The sequence below is a fragment of the Streptomyces sp. NPDC007863 genome (assembly GCF_040633895.1).
Lineage (GTDB): Bacteria > Actinomycetota > Actinomycetes > Streptomycetales > Streptomycetaceae > Streptomyces.
Map to the genome: position 1 here is coordinate 177824 of NZ_JBEYEI010000008.1, position 20504 is coordinate 198327.

At 72.7% G+C, this 20504-nt stretch carries 26 protein-coding genes and 1 tRNA gene; 6 read left to right on the top strand and 21 right to left on the bottom strand.

What is annotated here, in order from left to right:
- Positions 1 to 9: 9 nt before the first annotated feature.
- From ABZ621_RS15200 to ABZ621_RS15235, 8 genes are all read right to left on the bottom strand, one after another.
- Positions 10 to 933 carry an RNA polymerase sigma factor SigF gene (locus ABZ621_RS15200; protein ID WP_360604457.1) on the bottom strand — a complete coding sequence of 308 codons (924 nt, stop codon included), beginning with the start codon at positions 931 to 933 and terminating at the stop codon, positions 10 to 12.
- Between the two features lie 237 nt (positions 934 to 1170).
- The gene (locus ABZ621_RS15205) at positions 1171 to 2019 is read right to left on the bottom strand and encodes an RNA polymerase sigma factor SigF (protein WP_360604459.1); all 849 of its coding nucleotides are present in this window, start codon (positions 2017 to 2019) and stop codon (positions 1171 to 1173) included.
- A 284-nt stretch (positions 2020 to 2303) separates the two neighbouring features.
- Positions 2304 to 2603 carry a Dabb family protein gene (locus tag ABZ621_RS15210; RefSeq protein ID WP_360604461.1) on the bottom strand — a complete coding sequence of 100 codons (300 nt, stop codon included), beginning with the start codon at positions 2601 to 2603 and terminating at the stop codon, positions 2304 to 2306.
- A 9-nt stretch (positions 2604 to 2612) separates the two neighbouring features.
- The gene (locus ABZ621_RS15215; RefSeq protein ID WP_360604463.1) at positions 2613 to 2777 is read right to left on the bottom strand and encodes a hypothetical protein; all 165 of its coding nucleotides are present in this window, start codon (positions 2775 to 2777) and stop codon (positions 2613 to 2615) included.
- Positions 2778 to 3213: 436 nt separating this feature from the next.
- Positions 3214 to 3301: transfer RNA gene (locus ABZ621_RS15220), tRNA-Ser, on the bottom strand.
- A 55-nt stretch (positions 3302 to 3356) separates the two neighbouring features.
- Complete coding sequence (gene tadA / locus ABZ621_RS15225; RefSeq protein WP_360604465.1) at positions 3357 to 3833, bottom strand: tRNA adenosine(34) deaminase TadA; 477 nt, start codon at positions 3831 to 3833, stop codon at positions 3357 to 3359.
- Positions 3833 to 4381 carry a hypothetical protein gene (locus ABZ621_RS15230; protein ID WP_360604467.1) on the bottom strand — a complete coding sequence of 183 codons (549 nt, stop codon included), beginning with the start codon at positions 4379 to 4381 and terminating at the stop codon, positions 3833 to 3835. The genes tadA and ABZ621_RS15230 overlap by 1 nt, the downstream gene beginning before the upstream one ends.
- Before the next feature lie 197 nt (positions 4382 to 4578).
- Positions 4579 to 4797 (bottom strand): hypothetical protein, encoded by a 219-nt coding sequence (locus ABZ621_RS15235; RefSeq protein WP_360604469.1) that lies wholly within the window; start codon positions 4795 to 4797, stop codon positions 4579 to 4581.
- A gap of 92 nt (positions 4798 to 4889) precedes the next feature.
- Here ABZ621_RS15235 and upp point away from each other — a divergent pair, with 92 nt between their 5' ends.
- Positions 4890 to 5525 (top strand): uracil phosphoribosyltransferase, encoded by a 636-nt coding sequence (gene upp / locus ABZ621_RS15240; protein WP_360604471.1) that lies wholly within the window; start codon positions 4890 to 4892, stop codon positions 5523 to 5525.
- A gap of 30 nt (positions 5526 to 5555) precedes the next feature.
- Here the strand turns inward: upp and ABZ621_RS15245 are convergent, their stop codons facing one another.
- Positions 5556 to 6185, bottom strand: coding sequence for a LytR C-terminal domain-containing protein (locus ABZ621_RS15245; RefSeq protein ID WP_360604473.1), 630 nt, complete (start codon positions 6183 to 6185; stop codon positions 5556 to 5558).
- Between the two features lie 115 nt (positions 6186 to 6300).
- Complete coding sequence (locus ABZ621_RS15250) at positions 6301 to 6597, bottom strand: type II toxin-antitoxin system VapB family antitoxin (protein ID WP_003999914.1); 297 nt, start codon at positions 6595 to 6597, stop codon at positions 6301 to 6303.
- A gap of 96 nt (positions 6598 to 6693) precedes the next feature.
- Between ABZ621_RS15250 and ABZ621_RS15255 the strand changes: the two genes are divergently transcribed.
- On the top strand, positions 6694 to 8418 hold the full coding sequence (locus ABZ621_RS15255) for a helicase HerA-like domain-containing protein (RefSeq protein WP_360604474.1): 1725 nt from the start codon (positions 6694 to 6696) through the stop codon (positions 8416 to 8418).
- A 15-nt stretch (positions 8419 to 8433) separates the two neighbouring features.
- Here ABZ621_RS15255 and ABZ621_RS15260 read toward each other — a convergent pair whose 3' ends face one another.
- The 5 genes from ABZ621_RS15260 to ABZ621_RS15280 all read right to left on the bottom strand — a co-directional run bounded on the left by ABZ621_RS15260 (position 8434) and on the right by ABZ621_RS15280 (position 13177).
- The gene (locus ABZ621_RS15260) at positions 8434 to 9984 is read right to left on the bottom strand and encodes a M28 family metallopeptidase (protein WP_360604476.1); all 1551 of its coding nucleotides are present in this window, start codon (positions 9982 to 9984) and stop codon (positions 8434 to 8436) included.
- Between the two features lie 115 nt (positions 9985 to 10099).
- Positions 10100 to 10729 carry an HhH-GPD-type base excision DNA repair protein gene (locus tag ABZ621_RS15265; protein WP_360604478.1) on the bottom strand — a complete coding sequence of 210 codons (630 nt, stop codon included), beginning with the start codon at positions 10727 to 10729 and terminating at the stop codon, positions 10100 to 10102.
- Between the two features lie 84 nt (positions 10730 to 10813).
- Positions 10814 to 11824 carry a prolyl aminopeptidase gene (gene pip, locus ABZ621_RS15270; protein WP_360604480.1) on the bottom strand — a complete coding sequence of 337 codons (1011 nt, stop codon included), beginning with the start codon at positions 11822 to 11824 and terminating at the stop codon, positions 10814 to 10816.
- Between the two features lie 10 nt (positions 11825 to 11834).
- Positions 11835 to 12410 carry an alpha/beta hydrolase gene (locus ABZ621_RS15275; RefSeq protein WP_360604482.1) on the bottom strand — a complete coding sequence of 192 codons (576 nt, stop codon included), beginning with the start codon at positions 12408 to 12410 and terminating at the stop codon, positions 11835 to 11837.
- Positions 12411 to 12493: 83 nt separating this feature from the next.
- Positions 12494 to 13177 carry a TetR/AcrR family transcriptional regulator gene (locus ABZ621_RS15280; RefSeq protein WP_360604484.1) on the bottom strand — a complete coding sequence of 228 codons (684 nt, stop codon included), beginning with the start codon at positions 13175 to 13177 and terminating at the stop codon, positions 12494 to 12496.
- Positions 13178 to 13348: 171 nt separating this feature from the next.
- Here ABZ621_RS15280 and wrbA point away from each other — a divergent pair, with 171 nt between their 5' ends.
- Entirely contained in the window at positions 13349 to 13957 is a 609-nt protein-coding gene (gene wrbA, locus ABZ621_RS15285; RefSeq protein ID WP_360604486.1) for an NAD(P)H:quinone oxidoreductase, read from the top strand.
- 80 nt (positions 13958 to 14037) lie between these two features.
- Here wrbA and ABZ621_RS15290 read toward each other — a convergent pair whose 3' ends face one another.
- Together ABZ621_RS15290 and ABZ621_RS15295 are read right to left on the bottom strand one after the other, a co-directional pair.
- On the bottom strand, positions 14038 to 14325 hold the full coding sequence (locus ABZ621_RS15290; RefSeq protein ID WP_043224790.1) for a metal-sensitive transcriptional regulator: 288 nt from the start codon (positions 14323 to 14325) through the stop codon (positions 14038 to 14040).
- Between the two features lie 160 nt (positions 14326 to 14485).
- On the bottom strand, positions 14486 to 14902 hold the full coding sequence (locus ABZ621_RS15295) for a YciI family protein (protein WP_360604488.1): 417 nt from the start codon (positions 14900 to 14902) through the stop codon (positions 14486 to 14488).
- Between the two features lie 124 nt (positions 14903 to 15026).
- Here ABZ621_RS15295 and ABZ621_RS15300 point away from each other — a divergent pair, with 124 nt between their 5' ends.
- Entirely contained in the window at positions 15027 to 15662 is a 636-nt protein-coding gene (locus ABZ621_RS15300; RefSeq protein WP_360604490.1) for a MarC family protein, read from the top strand.
- Between the two features lie 39 nt (positions 15663 to 15701).
- Here the strand turns inward: ABZ621_RS15300 and ABZ621_RS15305 are convergent, their stop codons facing one another.
- A complete protein-coding gene (locus tag ABZ621_RS15305; protein ID WP_360604492.1) occupies positions 15702 to 16565 on the bottom strand; it encodes an alpha/beta hydrolase in 864 nt (287 codons plus the stop codon).
- Between the two features lie 230 nt (positions 16566 to 16795).
- On the opposite strand from ABZ621_RS15305, the gene ABZ621_RS15310 reads away from it, so the two are divergent.
- On the top strand, positions 16796 to 17647 hold the full coding sequence (locus tag ABZ621_RS15310) for a helix-turn-helix transcriptional regulator (protein WP_360604494.1): 852 nt from the start codon (positions 16796 to 16798) through the stop codon (positions 17645 to 17647).
- Positions 17648 to 17679: 32 nt separating this feature from the next.
- Here the strand turns inward: ABZ621_RS15310 and ABZ621_RS15315 are convergent, their stop codons facing one another.
- Together ABZ621_RS15315 and ABZ621_RS15320 are read right to left on the bottom strand one after the other, a co-directional pair.
- The gene (locus ABZ621_RS15315) at positions 17680 to 18744 is read right to left on the bottom strand and encodes an aldo/keto reductase (RefSeq protein WP_360604496.1); all 1065 of its coding nucleotides are present in this window, start codon (positions 18742 to 18744) and stop codon (positions 17680 to 17682) included.
- Between the two features lie 10 nt (positions 18745 to 18754).
- On the bottom strand, positions 18755 to 19630 hold the full coding sequence (locus ABZ621_RS15320) for an alpha/beta hydrolase (RefSeq protein ID WP_360604498.1): 876 nt from the start codon (positions 19628 to 19630) through the stop codon (positions 18755 to 18757).
- 69 nt (positions 19631 to 19699) lie between these two features.
- On the opposite strand from ABZ621_RS15320, the gene ABZ621_RS15325 reads away from it, so the two are divergent.
- A complete protein-coding gene (locus ABZ621_RS15325; protein ID WP_360604500.1) occupies positions 19700 to 20173 on the top strand; it encodes a carboxymuconolactone decarboxylase family protein in 474 nt (157 codons plus the stop codon).
- 4 nt (positions 20174 to 20177) lie between these two features.
- Here the strand turns inward: ABZ621_RS15325 and ABZ621_RS15330 are convergent, their stop codons facing one another.
- Positions 20178 to 20393, bottom strand: a complete 216-nt coding sequence (locus ABZ621_RS15330; protein ID WP_360604502.1) for a DUF4287 domain-containing protein — start codon at positions 20391 to 20393, stop codon at positions 20178 to 20180.
- Between the last annotated feature and the right edge of the window lie 111 nt (positions 20394 to 20504).

Below are 20504 nucleotides of genomic sequence, written 5' to 3' on the forward strand. Positions count from 1 at the left end.
GCCGGAGGCTCAGTCGGAGATCAGGCCCTCGCGGAGCTGCGCGAGCGTGCGGGTGAGCAGGCGCGAGACGTGCATCTGTGAGATGCCGACCTCCTCGCCGATCTGCGACTGGGTCATGTTCGCGAAGAAGCGGAGCATGATGATCTGCCGCTCCCGGGGCGGGAGTTTGGCGAGCAGCGGCTTCAGCGACTCGCGGTACTCGACGCCCTCCAGGGCCGCGTCCTCGTAGCCGAGGCGGTCCGCGAGGGAGCCCTCGCCGCCGTCGTCCTCCGGGGACGGGGAGTCGAGCGAGGAGGCGGTGTAGGCGTTGCCCACCGCGAGGCCGTCGACGACGTCCTCCTCCGACACCCCGAGCACGGCGGCGAGTTCGGGCACGGTCGGCGAGCGGTCGAGCTTCTGGGCGAGCTCGTCGCTGGCCTTGGTGAGCGCGAGCCGCAGCTCCTGGAGCCGCCGCGGGACGCGCACCGACCACGAGGTGTCGCGGAAGAAGCGCTTGATCTCGCCGACGACCGTCGGCATGGCGAACGTCGGGAACTCCACGCCCCGTTCGCAGTCGAAGCGGTCGATCGCCTTGATCAGGCCGATGGTGCCGACCTGGACGATGTCCTCCATCGGCTCGTTGCGCGAGCGGAAGCGGGCCGCCGCGTACCGCACGAGCGGGAGGTTCAGCTCGATGAGGGTGTCGCGGACGTAGGTGCGCTCCGGGCTGTCCGCCGCGGCGCCCACGGTGTCCAGGGCGCGCAGCCGCAGGAACAGGGAGCGGGAGAGGGTGCGGGTGTCGAGGGCTTCCGGGGCGACGGCGGGCGCCGGGGGGAGGAGCGCTTCGCTCTCGGCCGCGGTCGTCGCCGTCGTCTGCGTGGGTACCGGCTCGGACACGAGGACCGGAACGGGCGTGAGCGTGAGCACCTTCGAGCTGCCCTGTTCTGCGGACATGCCACCCCCTTGAGGTCGCGGACGGTCGCGGTGGGGCCGCGACCATCGGAGGAACGCAGCTTCCACCTCAATACCGGCCGTGGGGCTGCGGCAAACGCGTCCCCAGCAGAATGTCACATGTCGGCAACACGCTGTAGTGACTTGTCGACAAGGAGAGGGTGCATATCCGCAGGAAACAAGGGGTGTACGGCAATTGGGGCGCCGTGGAACCGCTCCGAACCGGTCTACCCGTTCCGGTCATGCCTCGATTCTGTTTGCGGATCTCAGCCGGGCGAAGCTGCGGGCGAGGAGCCTTGACACGTGCATCTGCGAGACCCCGAGCTCCTGGCTGATCTGAGACTGCGTCAAGTTGCTGTAGTAGCGCAGCATCAGGATCCGCTGCTCCCGCTCGGGCAGCTGGACGAGCAGGTGCCGGACCAGGTCGCGGTGCTCGACGCCGGCGAGCGCGGGGTCCTCGTAGCCGAGCCGGTCGAGCAGCCCGGGCAGCCCGTCGCCCTCCTGCGCCGCCTCCAGGGAGGTGGCGTGGTACGACCGTCCGGCCTCGATGCAGGCGAGCACCTCGTCCTCGCCGATCCGCAGCCGCTCGGCGATCTCCGCGGTGGTGGGGGAGCGGCCGTGCGCGGTCGTCAGGTCCTCGGTGGCGCCGTTCACCTGCACCCACAGCTCGTGGAGCCGGCGCGGCACGTGCACGGTGCGGACGTTGTCGCGGAAGTACCGCTTGATCTCGCCGACCACGGTGGGCATGGCGAAGGTCGGGAACTGCACGCCCCGGTCCGGGTCGAAGCGGTCGATCGCGTTGATCAGGCCGATGGTGCCGACCTGGACGACGTCCTCCATCGGCTCGTTGCGCGAGCGGAAGCGGGCCGCCGCGTACCGCACGAGCGGCAGGTTGGCCTCGATGAGCGCCCCGCGCACCCGGTCGTGCTCGGGGGTGCCCGGCTCCATGGTCTTGAGCTGCCCGAAGAGCACCTGGGTGAGCGCCCTGGTGTCGGCGCCGCGGCTGCTCCGGTCCCGGGGCCGGGGGGTCTCCGGGGCTTCGCCCCCCTCGTGCTGGGGCGGGACCTGAGGCGCTGTACTGGCCGGCACGTTCACGCCACCCCTTTGGCTGGTGTAGTTGGTCGACTGGTCTGTCAACTACGGTCAACTCATCCGTCAAAAGCGGTCATAGCATCACAAGACATGTCCACTGTGTGCAAGCACCGCATAACCACGTGTTGAGGGCATGGTGGAGCAAAAAGCGGAGGCCAGAGGCGTGATGGGCGGAAACGCGCGAGACCCCCCGCCCGGACGGCGGGGGGTCTCGAAGGGGAAGGGGGCCGAACGGCCCTGCGGCGGCCCGGGACGAGCCGGGGCGCGGCCGTGCCCGGGGATCAGCCCTCGAAGGGGTAGTCCGCGATCACCCAGGTGGAGAACTCGCGCCAGAGTGCGACGCCCGCCTGGTGCGCCGGGTGGTCGAGGTAGCGCTGGAGCGCCTCCAGGTCCTCCACGGCCGAGTTGATCGCGAAGTCGTAGGCGATCGGCCGCTCCGACACGTTCCAGTCGCACTCCCAGAAGCGCAGCTCGGGGATCTGCCCGCCGAGGGCGCGGAAGGCCTCGACGCCGGCGACGACGCGCGGATCGTCCCGCCCGACACCCTCGTCGAGCTTGAAGAGGACCAGATGGCGGATCACGGAGGGCTCCTAGTTGATGAGTTCGGTCATGAACTCTCCGACACCCTTGGCGGCGCTGGAAAGGCCTTCGAAGCCTATCTGGACCAGCTCGGCGGACCGGTCGGGGGCCGTGATGATCGCGTACAGCACGAAGACCCCGAACGCGTAGACCGCGACTTTCCTCGCCTGGGACATCGGCCCCTCCCCTCCCCGTACCGTGACCCCGCCTGGGCGGTCGCCACTCTAACCGAGCCTTTATGGACCAAGGGCCCTGCGTTCGGGGTCTTTCGCCGTCCCCCGGAAGGGGGTACGGGGAGCAGGATGGATGTCGAGCCCGGCGGATCTGGCAGGAATCCGCGGGGCACATGGAACCGGCCCGCACTGCGGGGTCCGCGCCGCGAGCTTCCCCCCTGACTGCGGCGCAGGGCTTGCCGGACCGGTTCTCATCGGGGGGAGCGGCTTGTCCCCCCGATGCCGCTCCCCCCGTCCCAACGTCGGGGCGGGACGTGGGCGGCACGACGAAGGGCCCTGGCGGTGCGCCAGGGCCCTTCGTCGTGTCCCCCGCGCGGTCCGGCGGCGTGGCACGGGGAACGCCGAAGGGCCCGGCGCTTTCGCGTCGGGCCCTTCGATCTGGCGGTAGCGGAGGGATTTGAACCCTCGGTGAGTTTCCCCACACTCGCTTTCGAGGCGAGCTCCTTCGGCCGCTCGGACACGCTACCGAGAGAGAGCTTAGCCCAAAGTCGCCCAGCCAAGAAATCCGTATCCCCGCGCAGGTCAGCGGGCACGGAAGAAGGCGGTCAGCAGCTCGGCGCACTCCTCGCCGAGGACCCCGCGGACGACCTCCGGGCGGTGGTTGAGGCGGCGGTCGCGGACGAGGTCCCAGAGGGAGCCGGCGGCGCCCGCCTTCTCGTCGTCGGCGCCGTAGACGACCCGTTCGACGCGGGACTGGACGAGCGCGCCCGCGCACATCACGCAGGGCTCCAGGGTCACCACGAGGGTGCAGCCGGTCAGCCGCCACTCGCCGGTGGCGGCGGCGGCCCGGCGCAGCGCCAGGAGTTCGGCGTGGGCGGTCGGATCGCCGGTCGCCTCCCGCTCGTTGTGGCCGCGGGAGAGGACCTCGCCGGACGGGGAGAGCACGACCGCGCCGACCGGTACGTCACCGGCCGGCACGGCCGCGTCGGCCTCGGCGAGGGCGAGACGCATGGCGTCCCGCCAGGAGTCCGGCACGGGGCCGGGTACCGCGGTCGGCACTAGCGGACGGCCTCCAGGATCTCGGAGGCGCCGATGGCGTCGGCGATCTCCCCGAGGGCGTCCTCGGTCAGTCCGAGCAGGGTCCGCTCCGGCATGCCGAGGTCGGCGAGGATCCGGCCGTCGCCGAGCGGACCGGCCGGCGCGATGCCGGCGCTGCCGGCGGAGGCGTCGTCCTCGTCCCCTCCGGCGGCGTGCTCCGGCTCACCGTCCTCGGTGCCGTCCAGGTCCGCGAGCTTGTCGAGCTCGTCCAGCTCGCTGTCCGGGTCGTCGTCGCCGAGCAGTTCCGAGGTGAGGATCTCCCCGTACGAGGAGCGGGCCGCGGCCGCCGCGTGGGAGACGTAGACCCGGGGGTCGTCCTCTCCGTCGACGCGGACGACGCCGAACCACGCGTCCTCCTGCTCGATGAAGACGAGGACGGTCTCCCCCTCGTCGGCCGCCGCCTCACGGGCCAGATCGGCCAGGTCCGCCAGCGTCTCCACGTCGTCGAGCTCCGTATCGCTCGCTTCCCACCCGTCTTCGGTGCGCGCGAGCAGTGCGGCGAAGTACACCTGACTCTCCCACTGATCAGAGGTGTGATGATCCGGCGGCGCGCTCCTGAGCCCCGCCCAATCGGCATCGTGACAGAAACGACGGCCTCAGGAGAGGTCTTCGGCTCTTGCGTCGTGCATCAGTCTGAACCACACCGCGTTCGGGTGGGCGTACGACCCCGGCGCGCGGAGGGGGCGCGCCGACCGTGGCCAGGGCCTCACCAACGGAAGGTGCGCATGCGCATCGCCTGTCTCATCCGGGCCGCCCGGGCGCGCCGGGGCTGGACCCGGTCGCGCAGCGCCTTCGCCTCGCCGAGCTCGCGGAGGAACTGGGCGCGGCGCCTGCGGCGCTCCGCGTCGGTCTCCGGCTGCGGTTCCGGCGTCCGGGGCTCCGTGTCGCCCCGGACCTGGCCGGATGTGTTCTTCGGGTCGGGCATCGGCCACACCACCCCATCACTGGGTCCCTGTGCTCCCACCTTGCCGCAGCGGCGTGGGTCGGTGCCAGTGCGCGGCGGGCTACTGTTGGGTCATGCGTCTCCACGTCGTCGATCACCCGCTGGTCGCCCACAAGCTCACCACCCTGCGCGACAAGCGCACGGACTCCCCGACCTTCCGCCGGCTCGCCGACGAGCTGGTCACCCTGCTCGCCTACGAGGCGACCAGGGACGTGCGGACCGAGCGGGTCGACATCGAGACCCCCGTCACGCCGACGAGCGGCGTGAAGCTGTCGTACCCGCGTCCGCTGGTCGTCCCGATCCTGCGCGCCGGTCTCGGCATGCTCGACGGCATGGTGCGGCTGCTCCCGACGGCCGAGGTCGGCTTCCTGGGCATGATCCGGAACGAGGAGACGCTGGAGGCGTCGACCTACGCCACCCGGATGCCGGAGGACCTCTCGGGCCGCCAGGTGTACGTGCTGGACCCGATGCTGGCGACCGGCGGCACGCTGGTCGCGGCGATCCAGGAGCTCATCCGGCGCGGCGCGGACGACGTGACGGCCGTGGTGCTCCTCGCCGCCCCGGAGGGCGTCGAGGTCATGGAGCGCGAGCTCGCCGGCACGCCGGTGACGGTCGTGACGGCCTCGGTCGACGAGCGGCTCAACGAGGCCGGCTACATCGTCCCGGGCCTGGGCGACGCCGGTGACCGCATGTACGGCGCCGCCGAGTAGGCCCTTCGGGGTTCAGCGGCGCCTCACGCTTCAGCAGCGGGTCGGTGCGGGCTTCGGCTTGGCGAGGGCCACGAGCGCCGCGTCCGCCGTCGCCTTGGGCGACAGGGTCTTGAAGGCCGTACCGATGATCAGGTCGACGTCCGCCGTGGTGCGGGCGTCGACCTTCGTCGTGGCGCCGGCGAGCTGGGTGCCGAGGACGGCGAAGGCGCCCTTGGTGGCGGCCGGGGCGCCGAGCAGCAGTCCGGCGCCGGGGACCTTCTTGTCGTAGGCGGCGGGCGCGTTCCCGATCTTGCCGATGGCGAAGCCGCGCTTCTTGAGCTCGTCGGCGGTGGCCTTGGCGAGCCCCTTGCGCGGGGTCGCGTTGTAGACGTTCACCGTGACCTGCGCGGGCTTCGGCGGCTTGGCCGCGGCCGTGGCGCTCGGGGTGGGCGCGGGCTTGCAGTCGGCCTGCTTGCCGGCGGCGCTCTTCCGGGTGTCGTCGCCGCCGGAGAAGACGTCGACGAGCTGGAGCGTGCCCCAGCCGGCCGCGCCGAGCACGACCACCGCGGCGGCCGAGGCCAGGACGATCCTGCGCCGGCGGTGGGGTCGGCGCATGCGCGGGTAGACATCCCCCGTGATGCGGTACTTTCCGCCCATGCCGGGGGGAGTGAGCATGCTCATGGGCGCAGCGTAATGCCGCCCGTGCGCGATGCCTACTTGATGATCATGTGATCACGGCCGGATGGGCGCGAACTGCCCCCGAAAGGATCAGCGCGCGGGGTCCCCGGCGGTGACGTCAGTCCAGTTCGAGCACGCGCGCGTGGAGCACCTGGCGCTGCTGGAGGGCCGCGCGGACGGCGCGGTGCAGTCCGTCCTCGAGGTACAGGTCGCCCTGCCACTTCACGACGTGCGCGAAGAGGTCGCCGTAGAAGGTGGAGTCCTCGGCGAGCAGGGTCTCCAGGTCCAGCTGGCCCTTGGTGGTGACGAGCTGGTCGAGGCGGACCGGGCGCGGGGCGACGTCCGCCCACTGCCGGGTGCTTTCCCGGCCGTGGTCGGGATACGGCCGGCCGTTTCCGATGCGCTTGAAGATCACACGGAAAGCCTACCGGGCGAGCGGTGCCCGGCGCAGCCACGCGGAACCGATGGGATGCTGTCACAGACCACGACATAAGCGACATTGGGGTGCCGCATGGGCGAGGCGGAGCAGCAGGAGTCCGGGCCGGCCGCGCCCGAGCGGGTCGGGGCGGAGCACGCCACGGCGGAGCGCACCGCGTCCGAGCGGGCCGCACCGGAGCACGCGGCGCCGGAGCACGCGGCGCCGGAGCACGCGGCGCCGGAGCCGGGCGCGCCCGGGCGGGCCGCGCTTCCCGGGCCCGTCGCGGAGATCGCGGCCGGGTACGCCTTCGAGGGCCCCGCGCTCGACCTGGGCGCCGTGCTCTGGGACGGGGCCTGTCACCCGGACGCGCCGGTACGGATCCCGCTCCCCGTCCTCAACCGGCACGGCCTCGTCGCCGGCGCCACCGGCACCGGCAAGACCAAGACCCTCCAGCTGATCGCCGAACAGCTCTCCGCCCACGGCGTCCCGGTCTTCCTGGCCGACGTCAAGGGCGACGTCTCGGGCGTCAGCGCCCCCGGCGAGGACGGCGCGAAGGTACGGGAGCGGGCCGCGCAGGTCGGCCAGGAGTGGACGCCCACCGGCTTCCCCTGCGCCTTCTACGGCCTCGGCGGCCTCGGCCCCGGCATCCCGGTCCGCGCCACGGTCACCAGCTTCGGCCCGGTGCTGCTCTCCAAGGTGCTCCAGCTGAACCGGACGCAGGAGCAGTCCCTCGGCCTGATCTTCCACTACGCGGACGCCAAGGGCCTGGAGCTGGTGGACCTCAAGGACCTGCGCGCGGTGGTCGCCTTCCTCGTCTCGGACGTCGGCAAGCCCGAGCTGAAGGGGATCGGCGGCCTGTCGACGGTGACCGCCGGGGTCATCCTGCGCGCCCTGACCGCCTTCGAGCAGCAGGGCGCGGGCGGCTTCTTCGGGGAGCCGGAGTTCGACACCGCCGAGTTCCTGAAGACCGCGCCGGACGGGCGGGGCACCGTCTCGGTCCTGGAGCTGCCGGCCGTGCAGCGGCAGCCGCAGCTCTTCTCGACCTTCCTGATGTGGCTGCTCGCGGACCTCTTCCACGACCTGCCGGAGGTCGGGGACCTGGAGAAGCCGAAGCTGGTCTTCTTCTTCGACGAGGCCCACCTCCTCTTCGAGGAGGCGTCGAAGGCCTTCCTGGAGTCGATCACGCAGACGGTCCGGCTGATCCGCTCCAAGGGCGTCGGCGTCTTCTTCGTGACCCAGACCCCGAAGGACGTGCCGGCGGACGTCCTCGCCCAGCTCGGCAACCGGGTGCAGCACGCGCTGCGGGCCTTCACCCCGGACGACGCCAAGGCCCTGAAGGCGACGGTGCGGACCTTCCCGGAGTCGGCGTACGACCTGGAGGAGGTGCTGACCTCGCTCGGTACGGGCGAGGCGGTGGTCACCGTACTGAGCGAGCGGGGCGCGCCGACGCCGGTGGCGGCGACCCGGCTGCGGGCGCCCGAGTCGCTGATGGGGCCGGTCGACCCGGCCGCGCTCGACGCGGCGGTGAAGGGCTCGCCGCTGTACGGACGGTACGCGCAGGCGGTGGACCGGGAGTCGGCGTACGAGCGCCTGGCGGCGGACGAGGAGGCGCGCACGGCCCGGGCCGCGAAGCCGAAGCCGAAGGCGGAGTCGGAGGCGGCCGGAACGACACGGGCGAGGGCCCCCGAAGAGGAGCCCTCGCTCGTCGAACAGGTCGTCGGCAGCGGGATGTTCACGTCCCTGGCGCGCTCGATCGGCACCCAGCTGGGCCGGGAGATCAGCCGCTCGATCTTCGGGACGGCCCGCCGCCGCAGGTGAGGCCCTGGGCGGGACCTACTGGGTGACCTCGTGGTGGTCGTCGTGCAGACCGCCGTCGCTGCCCTCGCCCGTGGTCGGCGCGGAGACGACCGGCCGGCGCAGCGAGGAGATGTCGTGGGCGTAGGTGCCGACGGCGTTGGCGATGACGTCGATGTTGGCGTCGAAGGCCTCGCGGTTGACGTTGGTGATGTCGTCGCCCTCGGCGTGGTAGTTCACGTCGTAGGCGACGCCCGCCTCACCGCCGAACTTGGCCGCCTGCGCGGGGGTCTTGATGCCCTCGGCGCCGGTGAAGGTGCCGCCGGAGGGGATGCCGGCCTTGATGAACGGGCCGTAGTCCGAGCGGCCGCTGAAGTCGGTGCCCTCGTGCGGGAGTCCGCGCCGGTCCATGAAGTCGGTGATGTCGCGCTCCAGCTGCGCGGAGCCCTCGGGGCCCGCGCCCTCGCCGACGCCGTCCGAGTTGTCGCCGTCGTACACGAACAGGCCGTAGTTCGGCGAGGCGATCATGTCGAAGTTGAGGTAGAGCTTGATCTCCTTCTTGTCGAGCGCCGTCAGGTTGGCGACGTAGTGGTCGGAGCCGAGGAGGCCGTTCTCCTCCGCGGACCACCAGGCGAAGCGGACCTTGTTGCGGACCTTGTCCTTCGACTCGGCGAGCTCCAGGGCGGCCTGGAGGAGACCGGCGGAGCCGGAGCCGTTGTCGTTGATGCCGGGGCCCGCGGTGACGGAGTCGAGGTGCGAGCCGAGCATCACGGTGTTGGCGGCGTTGCCGCCCTTGGTCTCCGCGATGACGTTGTTGGTGGAGCGCTTCTCCTTGAGCTGGCGGATCTCGTAGGAGAGGTTCACCGGGCCCTTGGCGAGGTCGGCGACGAGCTGCTCGCCCTCGGCCTGGGAGAGGCCGGCGGTCGGGATCTTGCCGGCGTCGGCGGCGCCGAGGGTGCCGGAGAGCAGGCCCGCGGTGTTGTTGTAGACGATCGCGCCGACGGCGCCGGCCGCGGCGGCGTTCTGCTGCTTGGTCGAGAAGGGGCAGACACCGCGCTTGATCAGGGCGATCTTGCCGGTGAAGGCGCCGGCGGCGAAGTCGCCCGGCTCGCAGCCGACCGAACCGTCGGCGTCGAGCGGGGCGGCGGCCAGCTCGGCGGTGATGCCGCCGACCGGGGTGGACTCGGTGTAGGTCATCGCCCGGACGTCGAGCGCGCGGGGCGCGGCGCCGAGGACGGAGGCCTTCTCGGCGAGGGTCTCGGTGTAGACGAAGTCGAACTTCTCGTACGAGACGTTGTACCCGGCCTTCTTGAGCTGCGCGTACACGTACGCGGCCGAGGCGTCGTGGCCGAGGGAGCCGGCCGCGCGGTGGCCGCCGGCCGAGTCGGCTATCGCCTGGAACTTCTGCAGGTGCCTGAAGGCGTCCGCGCCGGTGGTCTCCCGGACCAGCTTCTTCGCCAGCTTCGCGGCGTCCCGGGCGGGCGCGGCGGCGGGGTCCTTCACGGCGGTGGCCGGAGAGGCGAGGACCAGAGGGGTGGCGAGGGCCGCCGCGGCGAGGATGGCCGCGGTACGACGCTGCGTTGCGTTCACAGAAGTCCTTCCCGATGGGGACGAGGTTGAGGGGAAGTTAGCCACCTGAAGGGCGTTCTGTGAACACGTTCGGCGCAATTCATGTCAGCTTGAACAGGATTGACATCTGGAATTCTCAATTCCCGGAAGATTTGCCGTCATTGGCGTCCTTGGCGCCCTTGGCGGCTTTCGCCGCTTTGGCGGCCGCCTTCATTTCCTGTTTGTGGGCGCGGACCTTCGCGAGCGAGGCGGGGCCGGTGATGTCGGCGGCCGAGCGGTACGCGCCCCGCTCGCCATAAGGGCCCGCCGCCTCCCGCCAGCCCGTGGGCCGTACGGCGTACTGCTTGCCGAGCAGGGCGAGGAAGATCTGCGCCTTCTGCTTCCCGAAGCCGGGCAGCGCCTGGAGCCGCGCGAGCAGCTCCTTGCCGCTGCCGGCGGTCCGCCAGACGGCCTCGGCGTCGCCGTCGTACTCCTCGACGAGGTAGTGGCACAGCTGCTGGATCCGCTGCGCCATGGACCCCGGGTAGCGGTGCACGGCCGGTTTCTCCGAGAGCAGCGCGGCGAAGGCCTCGGGGTCCCGGGCGGCGATCTCGTGCGCGTCCAGGTCGTCCCGGCCCATGCGCTCGGCGATGGTGTACGGGCCGGAGAAGGCCCATTCCATCGGGACCTGCTGGTCGAGCAGCATCCCGACGAGCGCGGCGAGCGGCGACCGCCCGAGGAGCGCGTCGGCCTCGGGCCGCTGGGCGAGGTGGATCTCGGGGCTCATGTTCCGATGATCCCGCCGGGCGGGTCGGGGCGCCCGGCGGAGGCGCGCGGGCCCGCGCGGACGAGCCCCACGGAAGCCTCCGGCTCAGGCGTCCGCGAAGCGCTCCAGGGCCTCGACGATCAGCCGCCGGGTCTCGCCGCCGCCGAGGTGACCGGCCTGTTCGACCACGTGGAGCTCGGCGTCCGGCCAGGCGCGGGAGAGCTCCCAGGCGGTGGTGAGCGGCCCGCCCATGTCGAGCCGCCCGTGGACCAGCACGCCGGGGATGCCGGCGAGCCGGTGCGCGTCCCTGATCAGGGCGCCCTCCTCCAGGAAGGCGCCGTGGGCGAAGTAGTGCGAGCAGATCCGGACGAAGCCGAGCCGGGTGTCGTCGACGCGGTCGGTGTACGGGGTCCCCATCCCCTCCATCGACAGGACGGCGTCCTCCCAGGCGCACCAGTCGGCCGCCGCCCGCTCCCGGACGGCCCGGTCGGGGTGGTCCATCCGGGCCGCGTAGGCCCCCACCAGGTCCTCCGCGCCGTCCACGCCGGCCCGGAACCGCTCGTGCGCCTCGGGGAAGAAGCGGCCGACGCCCTCGTACAGCCAGGCCGTCTCGGAGCGCCGGGTGGTGGTGACGGCGGCGATGACGATCTCGCTCACCCGCTCCGGGTGCGCCTGCGCGTACGCCAGGATCAGCGTCGAGCCCCAGGAGCCGCCGTACAGCAGCCAGCGGTCGATCCCCAGGTGGACGCGGAGCAGCTCCATGTCGGCCACCAGGTGGGCGGTGGTGTTCACGGAGAGGTCGGCGGCCGGGTCGCTCGCGTGCGGGAGGGACCGCCCGCAGCCGCGCTGGTCGAACTGGACGACCCGGTACTTCTCCGGGTCGAAGAGCCGGGGCGCGGTGGGGGAGGACCCGGTGCCCGGTCCGCCGTGCACGACGAGCGCGGGCTTGCCGTCAGGGTTCCCGTACACCGCGTAGTGGACGCGGTTGCCGTCCCCGACGTCGAGCAGTCCGCTCTCGTACGGGACCGGAACCGGCGTCGGCGTCGGGGCCGGGACCGGCGTCGGGATCGGGGCCGGAACGGGTGGCCGGGCGGGCGGAGGCGTATCGGATCGCATCCGCCCGACGCTACGCGGCGCCGCCGATCCGGGTCTCGGGGTTTTCGCACCAGCGCAGCACGGCGGGCCAGGGCCCGAAGCCGCTGTCGGGGGTGAGGTGGCCGCCGCCCGCGACGAGGTCGAGGTCCAGGCCGAGCGGGGTGCCGTAGTGCAGGTCGGCGCCCTCGGGGCAGTACGTGTCCCCGTCCCCGTACACGAGGCGGGCCGTCACCCCCGCCTCGGCGAGGTCCAGCCCCTCGGCGAAGGCGGCGATCTCCGGGATGCCGGCGGTGACGCCGGGGGAGGGCGGGGCGACGAGCAGCACCCGGTCGGCCTCGGGCCGCCGCCCGCCGGCCCGCAGCCAGAGCAGTACGGACAGGCTGTGCGCGAGGACGACGAACTCGCCCTCGGCCGGCCGCTTCCCGTGCTCGTCGAGGGCGGCGAGCCAGTCGTCGAGGACGGGCGCGTCCGGCTCGGGCAGCTGCGGATAGCGGACCTCGTGCCCACGGGCCCGCAGCTGCCCGGCGAGCCAGTGCTGCCAGTGGCCGGCGGGCCGGTGGTTCTCGAAGCCGTGGAGGATGAGGAAGGTCTTCGGCGTGGTGGTCATGCGGCGATGGTGAGGCGCGCGGGCGCCCCGGTCCAGAGGGTTCCGAGGACTGGACGGGGGCCCGGACGCGCGGGGCGGGTCGCCTACGCCCGCAGGGCGAGCAGCTCCCGTACGCCCGCCTTGACCCGCTCGGCGGGCAGGGCCTGCTCCACCGAGAGGTGGTGCATCAGGTCCGGCGAGAAGGGCGCGAGGAGGAGGTGGGCGAGGAGGGCGGAGTCGCCGCCGGGCCGGATCCGGGAGAGCAGCATCGCCACGTGCGTGTGCATGACCTGGTAGGCGCCGCTGTGGTAGCGGGCGCGGGGCGCGGCGGAGTGCGCGGCGAGCAGGAGGGGGCGCTGCTCGGCGACGCGGTCGACGAGCGCGTCGAGGAAGGCGTCGAGCCGCTCGTCGGCGGGGGCGCCGGGGCCGAGCGGCGGCGGCCCGCTCATGTACGCCTCCTGGAACTGCCGCTCGCGGTCGTCGAGGAGCGCCCACAGCAGCTGGGAGACGTCGCCGAAGCGGCGGTAGACGGTGCCGACGCCGATGCCGCTGGCGTGGGCGACCTGGTTCATGGTGACGGCGTCGGGGCCCTGCTCGGCGACGATCCGGGCGGCGGCGTCGAGGATCCGGCGGCGGTTGCGGGCGGCGTCGGCGCGCTCGGAGACGGGCGCGGGGCCGGTGCCGGGGCCGGCGTGCGGCCCGGTGGCGGGGGCGGTCGGCAGCACGGTGAGCAGCCGCGCGGGCCCGTCGCCGTCGGCTTCCGGCGTGCCCGGTGTTCTCGTGCTCATCGGCCCGTTCCTGCCCTTCGTCGCGCCCCCGTCGTCGATGGTCCCCGTCCTTCGAGCATACCCGCCCCCCTTGCGAAGCGGATTACTATCCGCTTAACCTCGGACCAGCTAACCGGAAACCGATCCGGTTAGCTGTTTCCCTCGGTCGTCGTCGTGTGCGAGGAGCCCGTCATGTCCGTCAAGGTCGCCGTCGTCTACTACTCGTCCACCGGTGCCGTGCACCAGCTGGCCCAGGCCGTCGCCGAGGGCGCGGAGAAGGCCGGCGCCGAGGTGCGCCTGCGCCGCGTGCCCGAGCTGGCGCCGGACGCCGCGATCGACGCCAACCCCGCCTGGCGCGCCCACGTCGACGCCACCGCCGGCGTCGAGCTCGCCACCCTCGAAGACCTGGAGTGGGCGGACGCGTACGCGCTCGGCTCGCCGACCCGCTTCGGCAACGTGGCGGCCCAGCTCAAGCAGTTCGTGGACACCACCGGCGGCCTGTGGCAGCGCGGCGTCCTGGCGGACAAGCCCGCCACCGCCTTCACCAGCGCGCACAACCTCCACGGAGGCAACGAGTCCACGCTGCTCGCCCTCTACAACACCTTCCACCACTGGGGCTCGGTCATCGTCTCCCCCGGCTTCACGGACCCGGCCGTCTACGCGGCCGGCGGCAACCCCTACGGCACCGCCCACCCCGCCGCCAACGGCGCCCCCGCCGAGAACGTCCTGGCCGCCGCCCGCTACCAGGGCACCCGCCTCACCACGATCGCCAAGCGCCTCAAGGGCCTGGCGGTCGACTGACCCGGCCCACACACACGCAGAGCGCCCCGGCGGAAGACTCCACCGGGGCGCGCTCTCGCTTCTTCTGCCGGGGCCGCGGCTCAGGCCAGCGACAGGAACAACTTCTCCAGCCGGGCCCGCATCTTGTCCGGGTCCTCGCCGTCCCGCTTCCCGTTCTCCATCTCGGTCAGGCACTGCTGGAGCCCCGTCGCGATGATCGCGAACCCGGCCCGGTCCAGCGCCCGCGAGGCCGCCGCCAGCTGCGTCACGACCTCCTCGCAGTCGCGCCCCTCCTCGATCATCCGGATCACCCCGGAGATCTGGCCCTGCGCCCGGCGCAGCCGGTTCAGCACGGCCTTGAGCTCCGCGCCCGCGAGATCGAGTTCCACAACCACTCCTCAGCAGATACCCCAGGGGGCCCCTCAGCAGATACCCCAGGGGGCAGCCCGACCCCCACCACGGGGATCCATCACCCCCAAGGATGACACCCACCCCGACCATTCCCCCCGCCCGGCGATCCGCCGGCCCGGGACCGGAACGGCCGCCTCCTCAGTCCTGCGAAGGGCCCGTCTCGTCGATGCGGCGGATGACGACCGGGTACTCCGGGGCGCCCTCGGGCTGGGGGCAGCGGGCCACGCGGGCGGCGATCTCCGTCACCCGGTCGAGGCTCTCGCACTCCAGGACCCAGTAGCCGGCCAGGACCTCCTTGGTCTCGGCGTACGGGCCGTCCGTCACGACCGGGCGGCCGTCGGCGTCCAGCGAGACGTGCCGGGTCTCGCCCGGGTCGGCCAGGCCCTGCCCGTCGAGCATCTCGCCGCTCTCCAGAAGCTCCTTGTTGAGCGTGTTCATGAAGTCGAACATCGCCGTCAGGGACTCCTTGTCCCAGGACGGGCTCTGCGCCGAGCCGCGCCCGGACATCGCCTCGTAGTCGGCGTGCGAGCCCTGGACCATCACGAGGTACTTCATGGTGTCCTCCGTACGTGCGTGTCGTGTGAACCTCTCTCGAAGGTGGGTCGGAACCGGCCCCCGGATCTCGACACCGCGCGGGCGGAATCCCGAAATACGTCCGGAATCACCCGACCGCCCCATGATGTCCGCTGTGCAGTCCTTCACCTTCGCCGCCGCGTTCATCACGTTCTTCTCCGTCGTCGGACCGCCGAAGGTGCTCCTCGCCTTCGCCGGCCTCGCCCAGGCCCACCCGGTCGGGCAGCTCCGCACCATCGCCCTGCTCTCCTCCGGCGCGGCGGTCATCGTCGGCATCGTCACCGGAGGAACGGCCCCCTGGCTGCTCGACCTCTTCCACATCAGCACCCCCGCCCTCCAGCTCGCCGGCGGCGTCATCTTCTTCATCTACGCCGTCGGCCTCGTCCTCGGCATGCACTTCGGCTCCGACGGCCCGCACGACGACTCGCCCGACACCGTCAGCGGCGTCCGCGAACTCCTCATGCCGTACGTCGTCAGCCCCCTCGCCATGACCGCCCTGCTCATCGAGGGCGCCGCCCGCGACTCGCTCGGCTGGCGCTCGACCGTCGTCGGCGCCTACATGGCCGTCATCGCGCTCGACCTCCTCTGCGTCCTGCTGCTCGCCCGGATCCTGCGCCGCACCCACCACGCCACCATCGAACTCCTCGGCCGGCTCCTCGGCCTGCTGCTCGCCGCGGTCGGCGTGGACCTCGTCCTCGACGGCCTCACGGACCTGGGCGTACCGGGCGTGAGCCGGTACTAGGCCCGCCCGGCGGATCACGGCCGGGCAGCGCCGCGGGGCTCACGCGTCCAGGAAGTCCGACACCGTCCGCACGAACTCGTCCTCTTTCTCGAAGAACACCACGTGCCCCGCGTCGATCTCCGCGTACGAGCTGCCGCCGATCGCCGCCGCCAGCTCCCGGCTGTTCTCCACCGGCACGGTCGCGTCCAGGGCGCAGCCGACCACCAGCGTCGGCGCGGTGATCCGGGGCAGCAGCGCCCGTACGTCCACCCCCAGGTCGAGCGCGACGTGCCGCAGGGTCCCGGGCGTGGGCGGCATGTTGGGGACCAGCGCCTCGACGCCCTCGCGGCCGATCGCGTTGAGGAAGCCCCGGCTGAAGCCCGTCATCGTCACGCTCCGCCCGAAGCCCGCCGGGTCGTGCTCGCCCAGCCGCTCCCACAGGGTGAACAGGTTCCGCAGGTACTCGTCGCCCTCGGTGTACGCCCAGCCCGCCACCAGGATCAGCCGGCCGACGAGCTCCGGCCGCAGCGCGGCCACGGCCGCCGCGACCGGCGCCCCCATCGAGAACCCGAGCAGATCCACGGGACCGCCGCCGGCGTCCTCGATCACCGCGGCCACCTGCGCCGCGAGCCCTTCGACGGTCAGCGCCCCGCCGTCGTCGACGGTCCGGTCGGCGCCGGAGAGATCGGGCGTGACGACGGTCCGGGCCGGCGTGAAACGGCCCGCGGTCCGCCCCCAGTTGACGACGGCACCGCCCGACCCGGTGCCGTGCACGAGCAGCAGGGCGGGCCGGGAGGAGGCGGCGCCGACGTGGACGTCGTAGTGGACGCGGGCGCCGCCGACGGAGACGGCGGCGGAGAGGGGAGAGGTGGCGGTGGCGGTGGCGGCGGTGGTGGTCGTGGTGGTGGTGATGCTCGTGGACATGGCGATGACTCCCTGAGGTGCGGCCCGTTCGGATCGTCCGAATCGACCGGACCGACCGGACCGACCGGACCGACCGGATCGTTCGGTCCGCTCGGCTCGTTCGGTCCGTTCGGTCCGTTCGGCTGACACCGAGGACCATGCCGCCGTACGGAACCCACCGGGAGAGCCCTCCTCACCCTGGGATCGCCGGTCCCTGGCTGGGCCGACGACCCTCCGGCAGGATGATCGACATGGCCACGACGATCGACCGCCGCGAACTCGCGGACTTCCTGCGCCGCCGCCGCGAGCGGGTCACCCCGAAGGACGTGGGCCTCCCGGCTGGCCCGCGCCGCCGCACACCGGGCCTGCGCCGCGAGGAGGTCGCGCAGCTGGCGGGCATGTCCGCGGACTACTACATCCGCCTGGAGCAGGCCCGCGGCCCGCAGCCCTCGCCGCCGATGCTCGCCGCCCTCGCCCGCGCGCTGCGCCTGGACGCCGACGAGCGCGACCACCTCCACCTGCTGGCCGGCCACCGCCCGCCGGCCGGCGCCGTCGCGGGCGAGCACGTCGCCCCCGGCCTGCTGCACCTCCTCGACCAGCTCCCGGCGACCCCCGCGCAGATCCTGAGCGACCTCGGCGACGTCCTCGCCCAGAACGCCCCGGCCCGCGCCCTCCTCGGCGGCGTCTGCACGGTCTCGGAGCACGGGCGGAACGTCGTGTGGCGCTGGTTCGCCGACCCCGACGCCCGTACGGCGTACCCGCGCGAGGAGCACGCGTACTACAGCCGGCTCCACGTCGCCGACCTGCGCGCCGCGTACGGCCGCCGCGGCGGCGACCCGGCCTCGACCCGCCTGGTGGAACGGCTCCGCGCGGCCAGCGAGGAGTTCGCGGAGCTGTGGGCCGAGCACGAGGTCGCCGTCCGCCGCCACAGCCGGATGCGCGTCGAGCACCCCCTGATCGGCCCGGTCGACCTGGACTGCCAGGTGCTGCTCGCCCCGGCGGGCGAACAGCGCCTGGTCTTCTTCACCCCGCCGCCCGGCACGGACACCGCCGACCGCCTCGCCCTCCTCGCGGTGGTGGGCACCGACCAGTTCACCCCCTGACGACGCCCACCTCGGCCTTCTCTCTTCTCCCGTCAGCCGTCGGAGGCGGCCCGCTCGCCCAACGGCCGCCGCCGCAGCGCCGGTTCGGTGAGGGACGGCGGCTGCCAGACGCCGTCCGCGCGGTAGGCGTCCGTCCCCGGCGGCACGATCGCGTCGATACGGTCGAGCACCGCGTCGTCGAGCACGAGCGAGGCGCCCTTCAGCAGCCCGTCCAGCTGCTCCATGGTCCGGGGCCCGAGGATCACCGAGGTGACGGCCGGGTGCGCGGCGGCGAAGGCGATCGCGAGCTCGGGCAGCGAGCAGCCGATCTCCTCGGCGAGCAGGGCGAGTTCCTCGACGAGGTCGAGCTTCGCGGCGTTCTCGGGAAGGGCCGGGTCGAAGCGGTGCGGGGTGATCGCCGCCCGCCCGCGCGTCATGTCGACCCCGCGCCCCTTCCGGTACGCCCCCGAGAGATACCCGGAGGCGAGCGGCGCCCACGTCAGGACGCCCATCCCGTACCGCTGCGCCACCGGCAGCACCGCGGTCTCCACCCCGCGCGCGAGCAGCGAGTACGGCGGCTGCTCGGTCCGGAAGCGCCGGAGCCCGCGCCGATCGGCGACCGCGTGCGCCTCGACGATCCGCTCGGCCGGGAAGGTCGAGCAGCCGAAGGCCCTGATCTTTCCCTGGGAGACGAGATCGCCGAGGACGTCGAGGGTCTCCTCGATGTCGGTCCGGTGGTCGGGCCGGTGCACCTGGTAGAGGTCGATCCGGTCCGTCCCGAGCCGCGCCAGGCTGGCCTCGACGGCCCGCGTGATCCACCGCCGCGACAGCCCGCCCCGCGCGGGCCCGTCCCCGCCGACGGGGAAGTACACCTTCGTCGCGAGCACGGTCTCGTCGCGGCGGCGCGGATCGCGCAGCGCCTTCCCGACGATCTCCTCGGACTCGCCCGCCGAGTACATGTCGGCGGTGTCGACGAAGTTGACGCCCCGGTCGAGGGCGGAGTGGATGATCCGTACGGCGTCCTGATGGTCGGGGTTGCCGACCGCCCCGAACATCATGGTGCCGAGGCAGTAGGTGCTGACTTCGATCCCGGTCCCGCCGAGTATCCGATAGCGCATGCGCCGCACCCTAGGGCCTGGAGCGGACTCCAGCGCAAGCCCCGGGACCCCCGGTGCTACCGACCTCCCGCAGGAACGCCCCCACCAGCCCGTACACCTCCCCGGGCCGCTCCAGGTGCACGTCGTGCCCGGCCCCCGGCAGGCAGACGCCGCGCAGCGCCGGCTGCCGCCGCGCCATCCCGTCCCACTGTCCGTCGTCGATGATCCCGTGCTGCCCGAGCACCGCGAGCAGCGGTACGTCGACGGCGTCCCACTCCTCCCACCAGGAACGGACCGCGTTCTCGGCGAGCGAGGCGGCCAGCACTCCGGCGTCGAACCGGGGCCACCAGCCCCCGTCCCGCCGTTCGAGCCCGGCGGCCCACCCCTCCCCGACGGCCCCGCCGCCGAAGTACGAGACGGCCGCCTCCCGGTTCGCGAAGGGCACGGGCCACCCCCGCAGCCACCCCGCGACCCCCGCCACGTCCTCGGGCGTGGACCCGGCGGGCCCGGCCTCGACCAGGACGGCCCCGACGACCCGGGGATGCCGCCGGGCGGCGGCGAGCAGCGCGGCATGCCCGCCGTAGGACTGCCCGACGAGCACGAACCCCCGCCCACCGCCCCCGAACTCCTCGACGACCCCGAGCACGTCGTCGACGTACGCCCTCCGCGACACGTCCCCCGGCGTCCTCTCGCTCCCCCCGTGCCCCCGCTGGTCGAGCGCGAGCACCCGGTACCCGTCCCGGCGCAGCGACCGGGCGAGCCCGTCCCACTCCCCGCAGTGCCCGGCGAGCCCGTGGAGCAGCAGGACTCCCACCCCGTCGCCGCCCCAGTCGCGCACGGACAGCGCGACGCCCCCACGCGCGAACTCCCGTGTGACGTACGACACATCCGCCCCGGTCACATTCATCCCCCGCCCTCCGTCAAACCAATGAAAGCGCAGAGAGAACCCGCAAAGAACGACCACGGAGGACACCTCATGAACGCCCGTCTCAGCCTCTTCGCCAGCCCCGTCGCCGCCAAGGTCGTCAAGCACCTCGCCTCGGCCGGCTTCGCGATCCCGGACGCCGTGCTCCCGCACAGCCTCCAGGAACTGGTGAAGATCCGCGCGAGCCAGATCAACGGCTGCGGTTTCTGCCTCGACATGCACACCAAGGACGCCGCCGCGGCCGGCGAGACGGCCCAGCGCCTCCACATGGTCGCCGCCTGGCGCGAGGCCAAGGTCTTCACGGAGGCCGAGCGAGCGGCCCTCGAACTCGCCGAGCAGGGCACCCGCCTCGCCGACCACCACACCGGCGTCACCGACGCGGCCTGGGAGAACGCGGCCAAGCACTACGACGAGGAGCAGCTCGCCGCCCTGGTCTCCCTGATCGCCATCATCAACGCCTTCAACCGCATGAACGCCATGGCGCAGACGCCGGCCGGCGACTACGTCCCCGGCCAGTTCTCCTGACGGCCTACTTCCCGTCCTCGGCCCGCACATGAGCCACCAGCGCGTTGGCGTGCCCGTGCCCGAGACCGTGCTCGCCCTTCAGCCAGGCGACGAGCTCCATGTGCTTGTCGAGGGGCGAGGAGCGGATCACCTCGAACCACTCGGACACGGGCCGCCCGTACTTCTTCTCGATGGAGGGGAAGTAGGCGGCGGGACCCTTGGGGGCGGGGCTGGCGGACACGGGGACCTCCGGAAGGAGCGGAAGGGAACGGAACGGAACGACTACGCACCCAGGTAGACCCGGTCCCCACCCCGAACTCATCGCCCGACAGAAAAGATCTCCGAGGGAAAA

Coding starts and splice junctions, on each gene's coding strand:
- ABZ621_RS15300 (WP_360604490.1), top strand. CDS start 15,027: ATGTCCGCTGTGCAGTCCTTCACCTTCGCCGCCGCGTTCATCACGTTC.
- ABZ621_RS15245 (WP_360604473.1), bottom strand. CDS start 6,185: ATGAGCATGCTCACTCCCCCCGGCATGGGCGGAAAGTACCGCATCACG.
- ABZ621_RS15275 (WP_360604482.1), bottom strand. CDS start 12,410: ATGACCACCACGCCGAAGACCTTCCTCATCCTCCACGGCTTCGAGAAC.
- ABZ621_RS15265 (WP_360604478.1), bottom strand. CDS start 10,729: ATGAGCCCCGAGATCCACCTCGCCCAGCGGCCCGAGGCCGACGCGCTC.
- ABZ621_RS15200 (WP_360604457.1), bottom strand. CDS start 933: ATGTCCGCAGAACAGGGCAGCTCGAAGGTGCTCACGCTCACGCCCGTT.
- ABZ621_RS15310 (WP_360604494.1), top strand. CDS start 16,796: ATGGCCACGACGATCGACCGCCGCGAACTCGCGGACTTCCTGCGCCGC.
- ABZ621_RS15295 (WP_360604488.1), bottom strand. CDS start 14,902: ATGAAGTACCTCGTGATGGTCCAGGGCTCGCACGCCGACTACGAGGCG.
- ABZ621_RS15215 (WP_360604463.1), bottom strand. CDS start 2,777: ATGTCCCAGGCGAGGAAAGTCGCGGTCTACGCGTTCGGGGTCTTCGTG.
- ABZ621_RS15325 (WP_360604500.1), top strand. CDS start 19,700: ATGAACGCCCGTCTCAGCCTCTTCGCCAGCCCCGTCGCCGCCAAGGTC.
- wrbA (WP_360604486.1), top strand. CDS start 13,349: ATGTCCGTCAAGGTCGCCGTCGTCTACTACTCGTCCACCGGTGCCGTG.
- ABZ621_RS15315 (WP_360604496.1), bottom strand. CDS start 18,744: ATGCGCTATCGGATACTCGGCGGGACCGGGATCGAAGTCAGCACCTAC.
- ABZ621_RS15320 (WP_360604498.1), bottom strand. CDS start 19,630: ATGAATGTGACCGGGGCGGATGTGTCGTACGTCACACGGGAGTTCGCG.
- ABZ621_RS15280 (WP_360604484.1), bottom strand. CDS start 13,177: ATGAGCACGAGAACACCGGGCACGCCGGAAGCCGACGGCGACGGGCCC.
- upp (WP_360604471.1), top strand. CDS start 4,890: ATGCGTCTCCACGTCGTCGATCACCCGCTGGTCGCCCACAAGCTCACC.
- ABZ621_RS15255 (WP_360604474.1), top strand. CDS start 6,694: ATGGGCGAGGCGGAGCAGCAGGAGTCCGGGCCGGCCGCGCCCGAGCGG.
- ABZ621_RS15305 (WP_360604492.1), bottom strand. CDS start 16,565: ATGTCCACGAGCATCACCACCACCACGACCACCACCGCCGCCACCGCC.
- pip (WP_360604480.1), bottom strand. CDS start 11,824: ATGCGATCCGATACGCCTCCGCCCGCCCGGCCACCCGTTCCGGCCCCG.
- ABZ621_RS15235 (WP_360604469.1), bottom strand. CDS start 4,797: ATGCCCGACCCGAAGAACACATCCGGCCAGGTCCGGGGCGACACGGAG.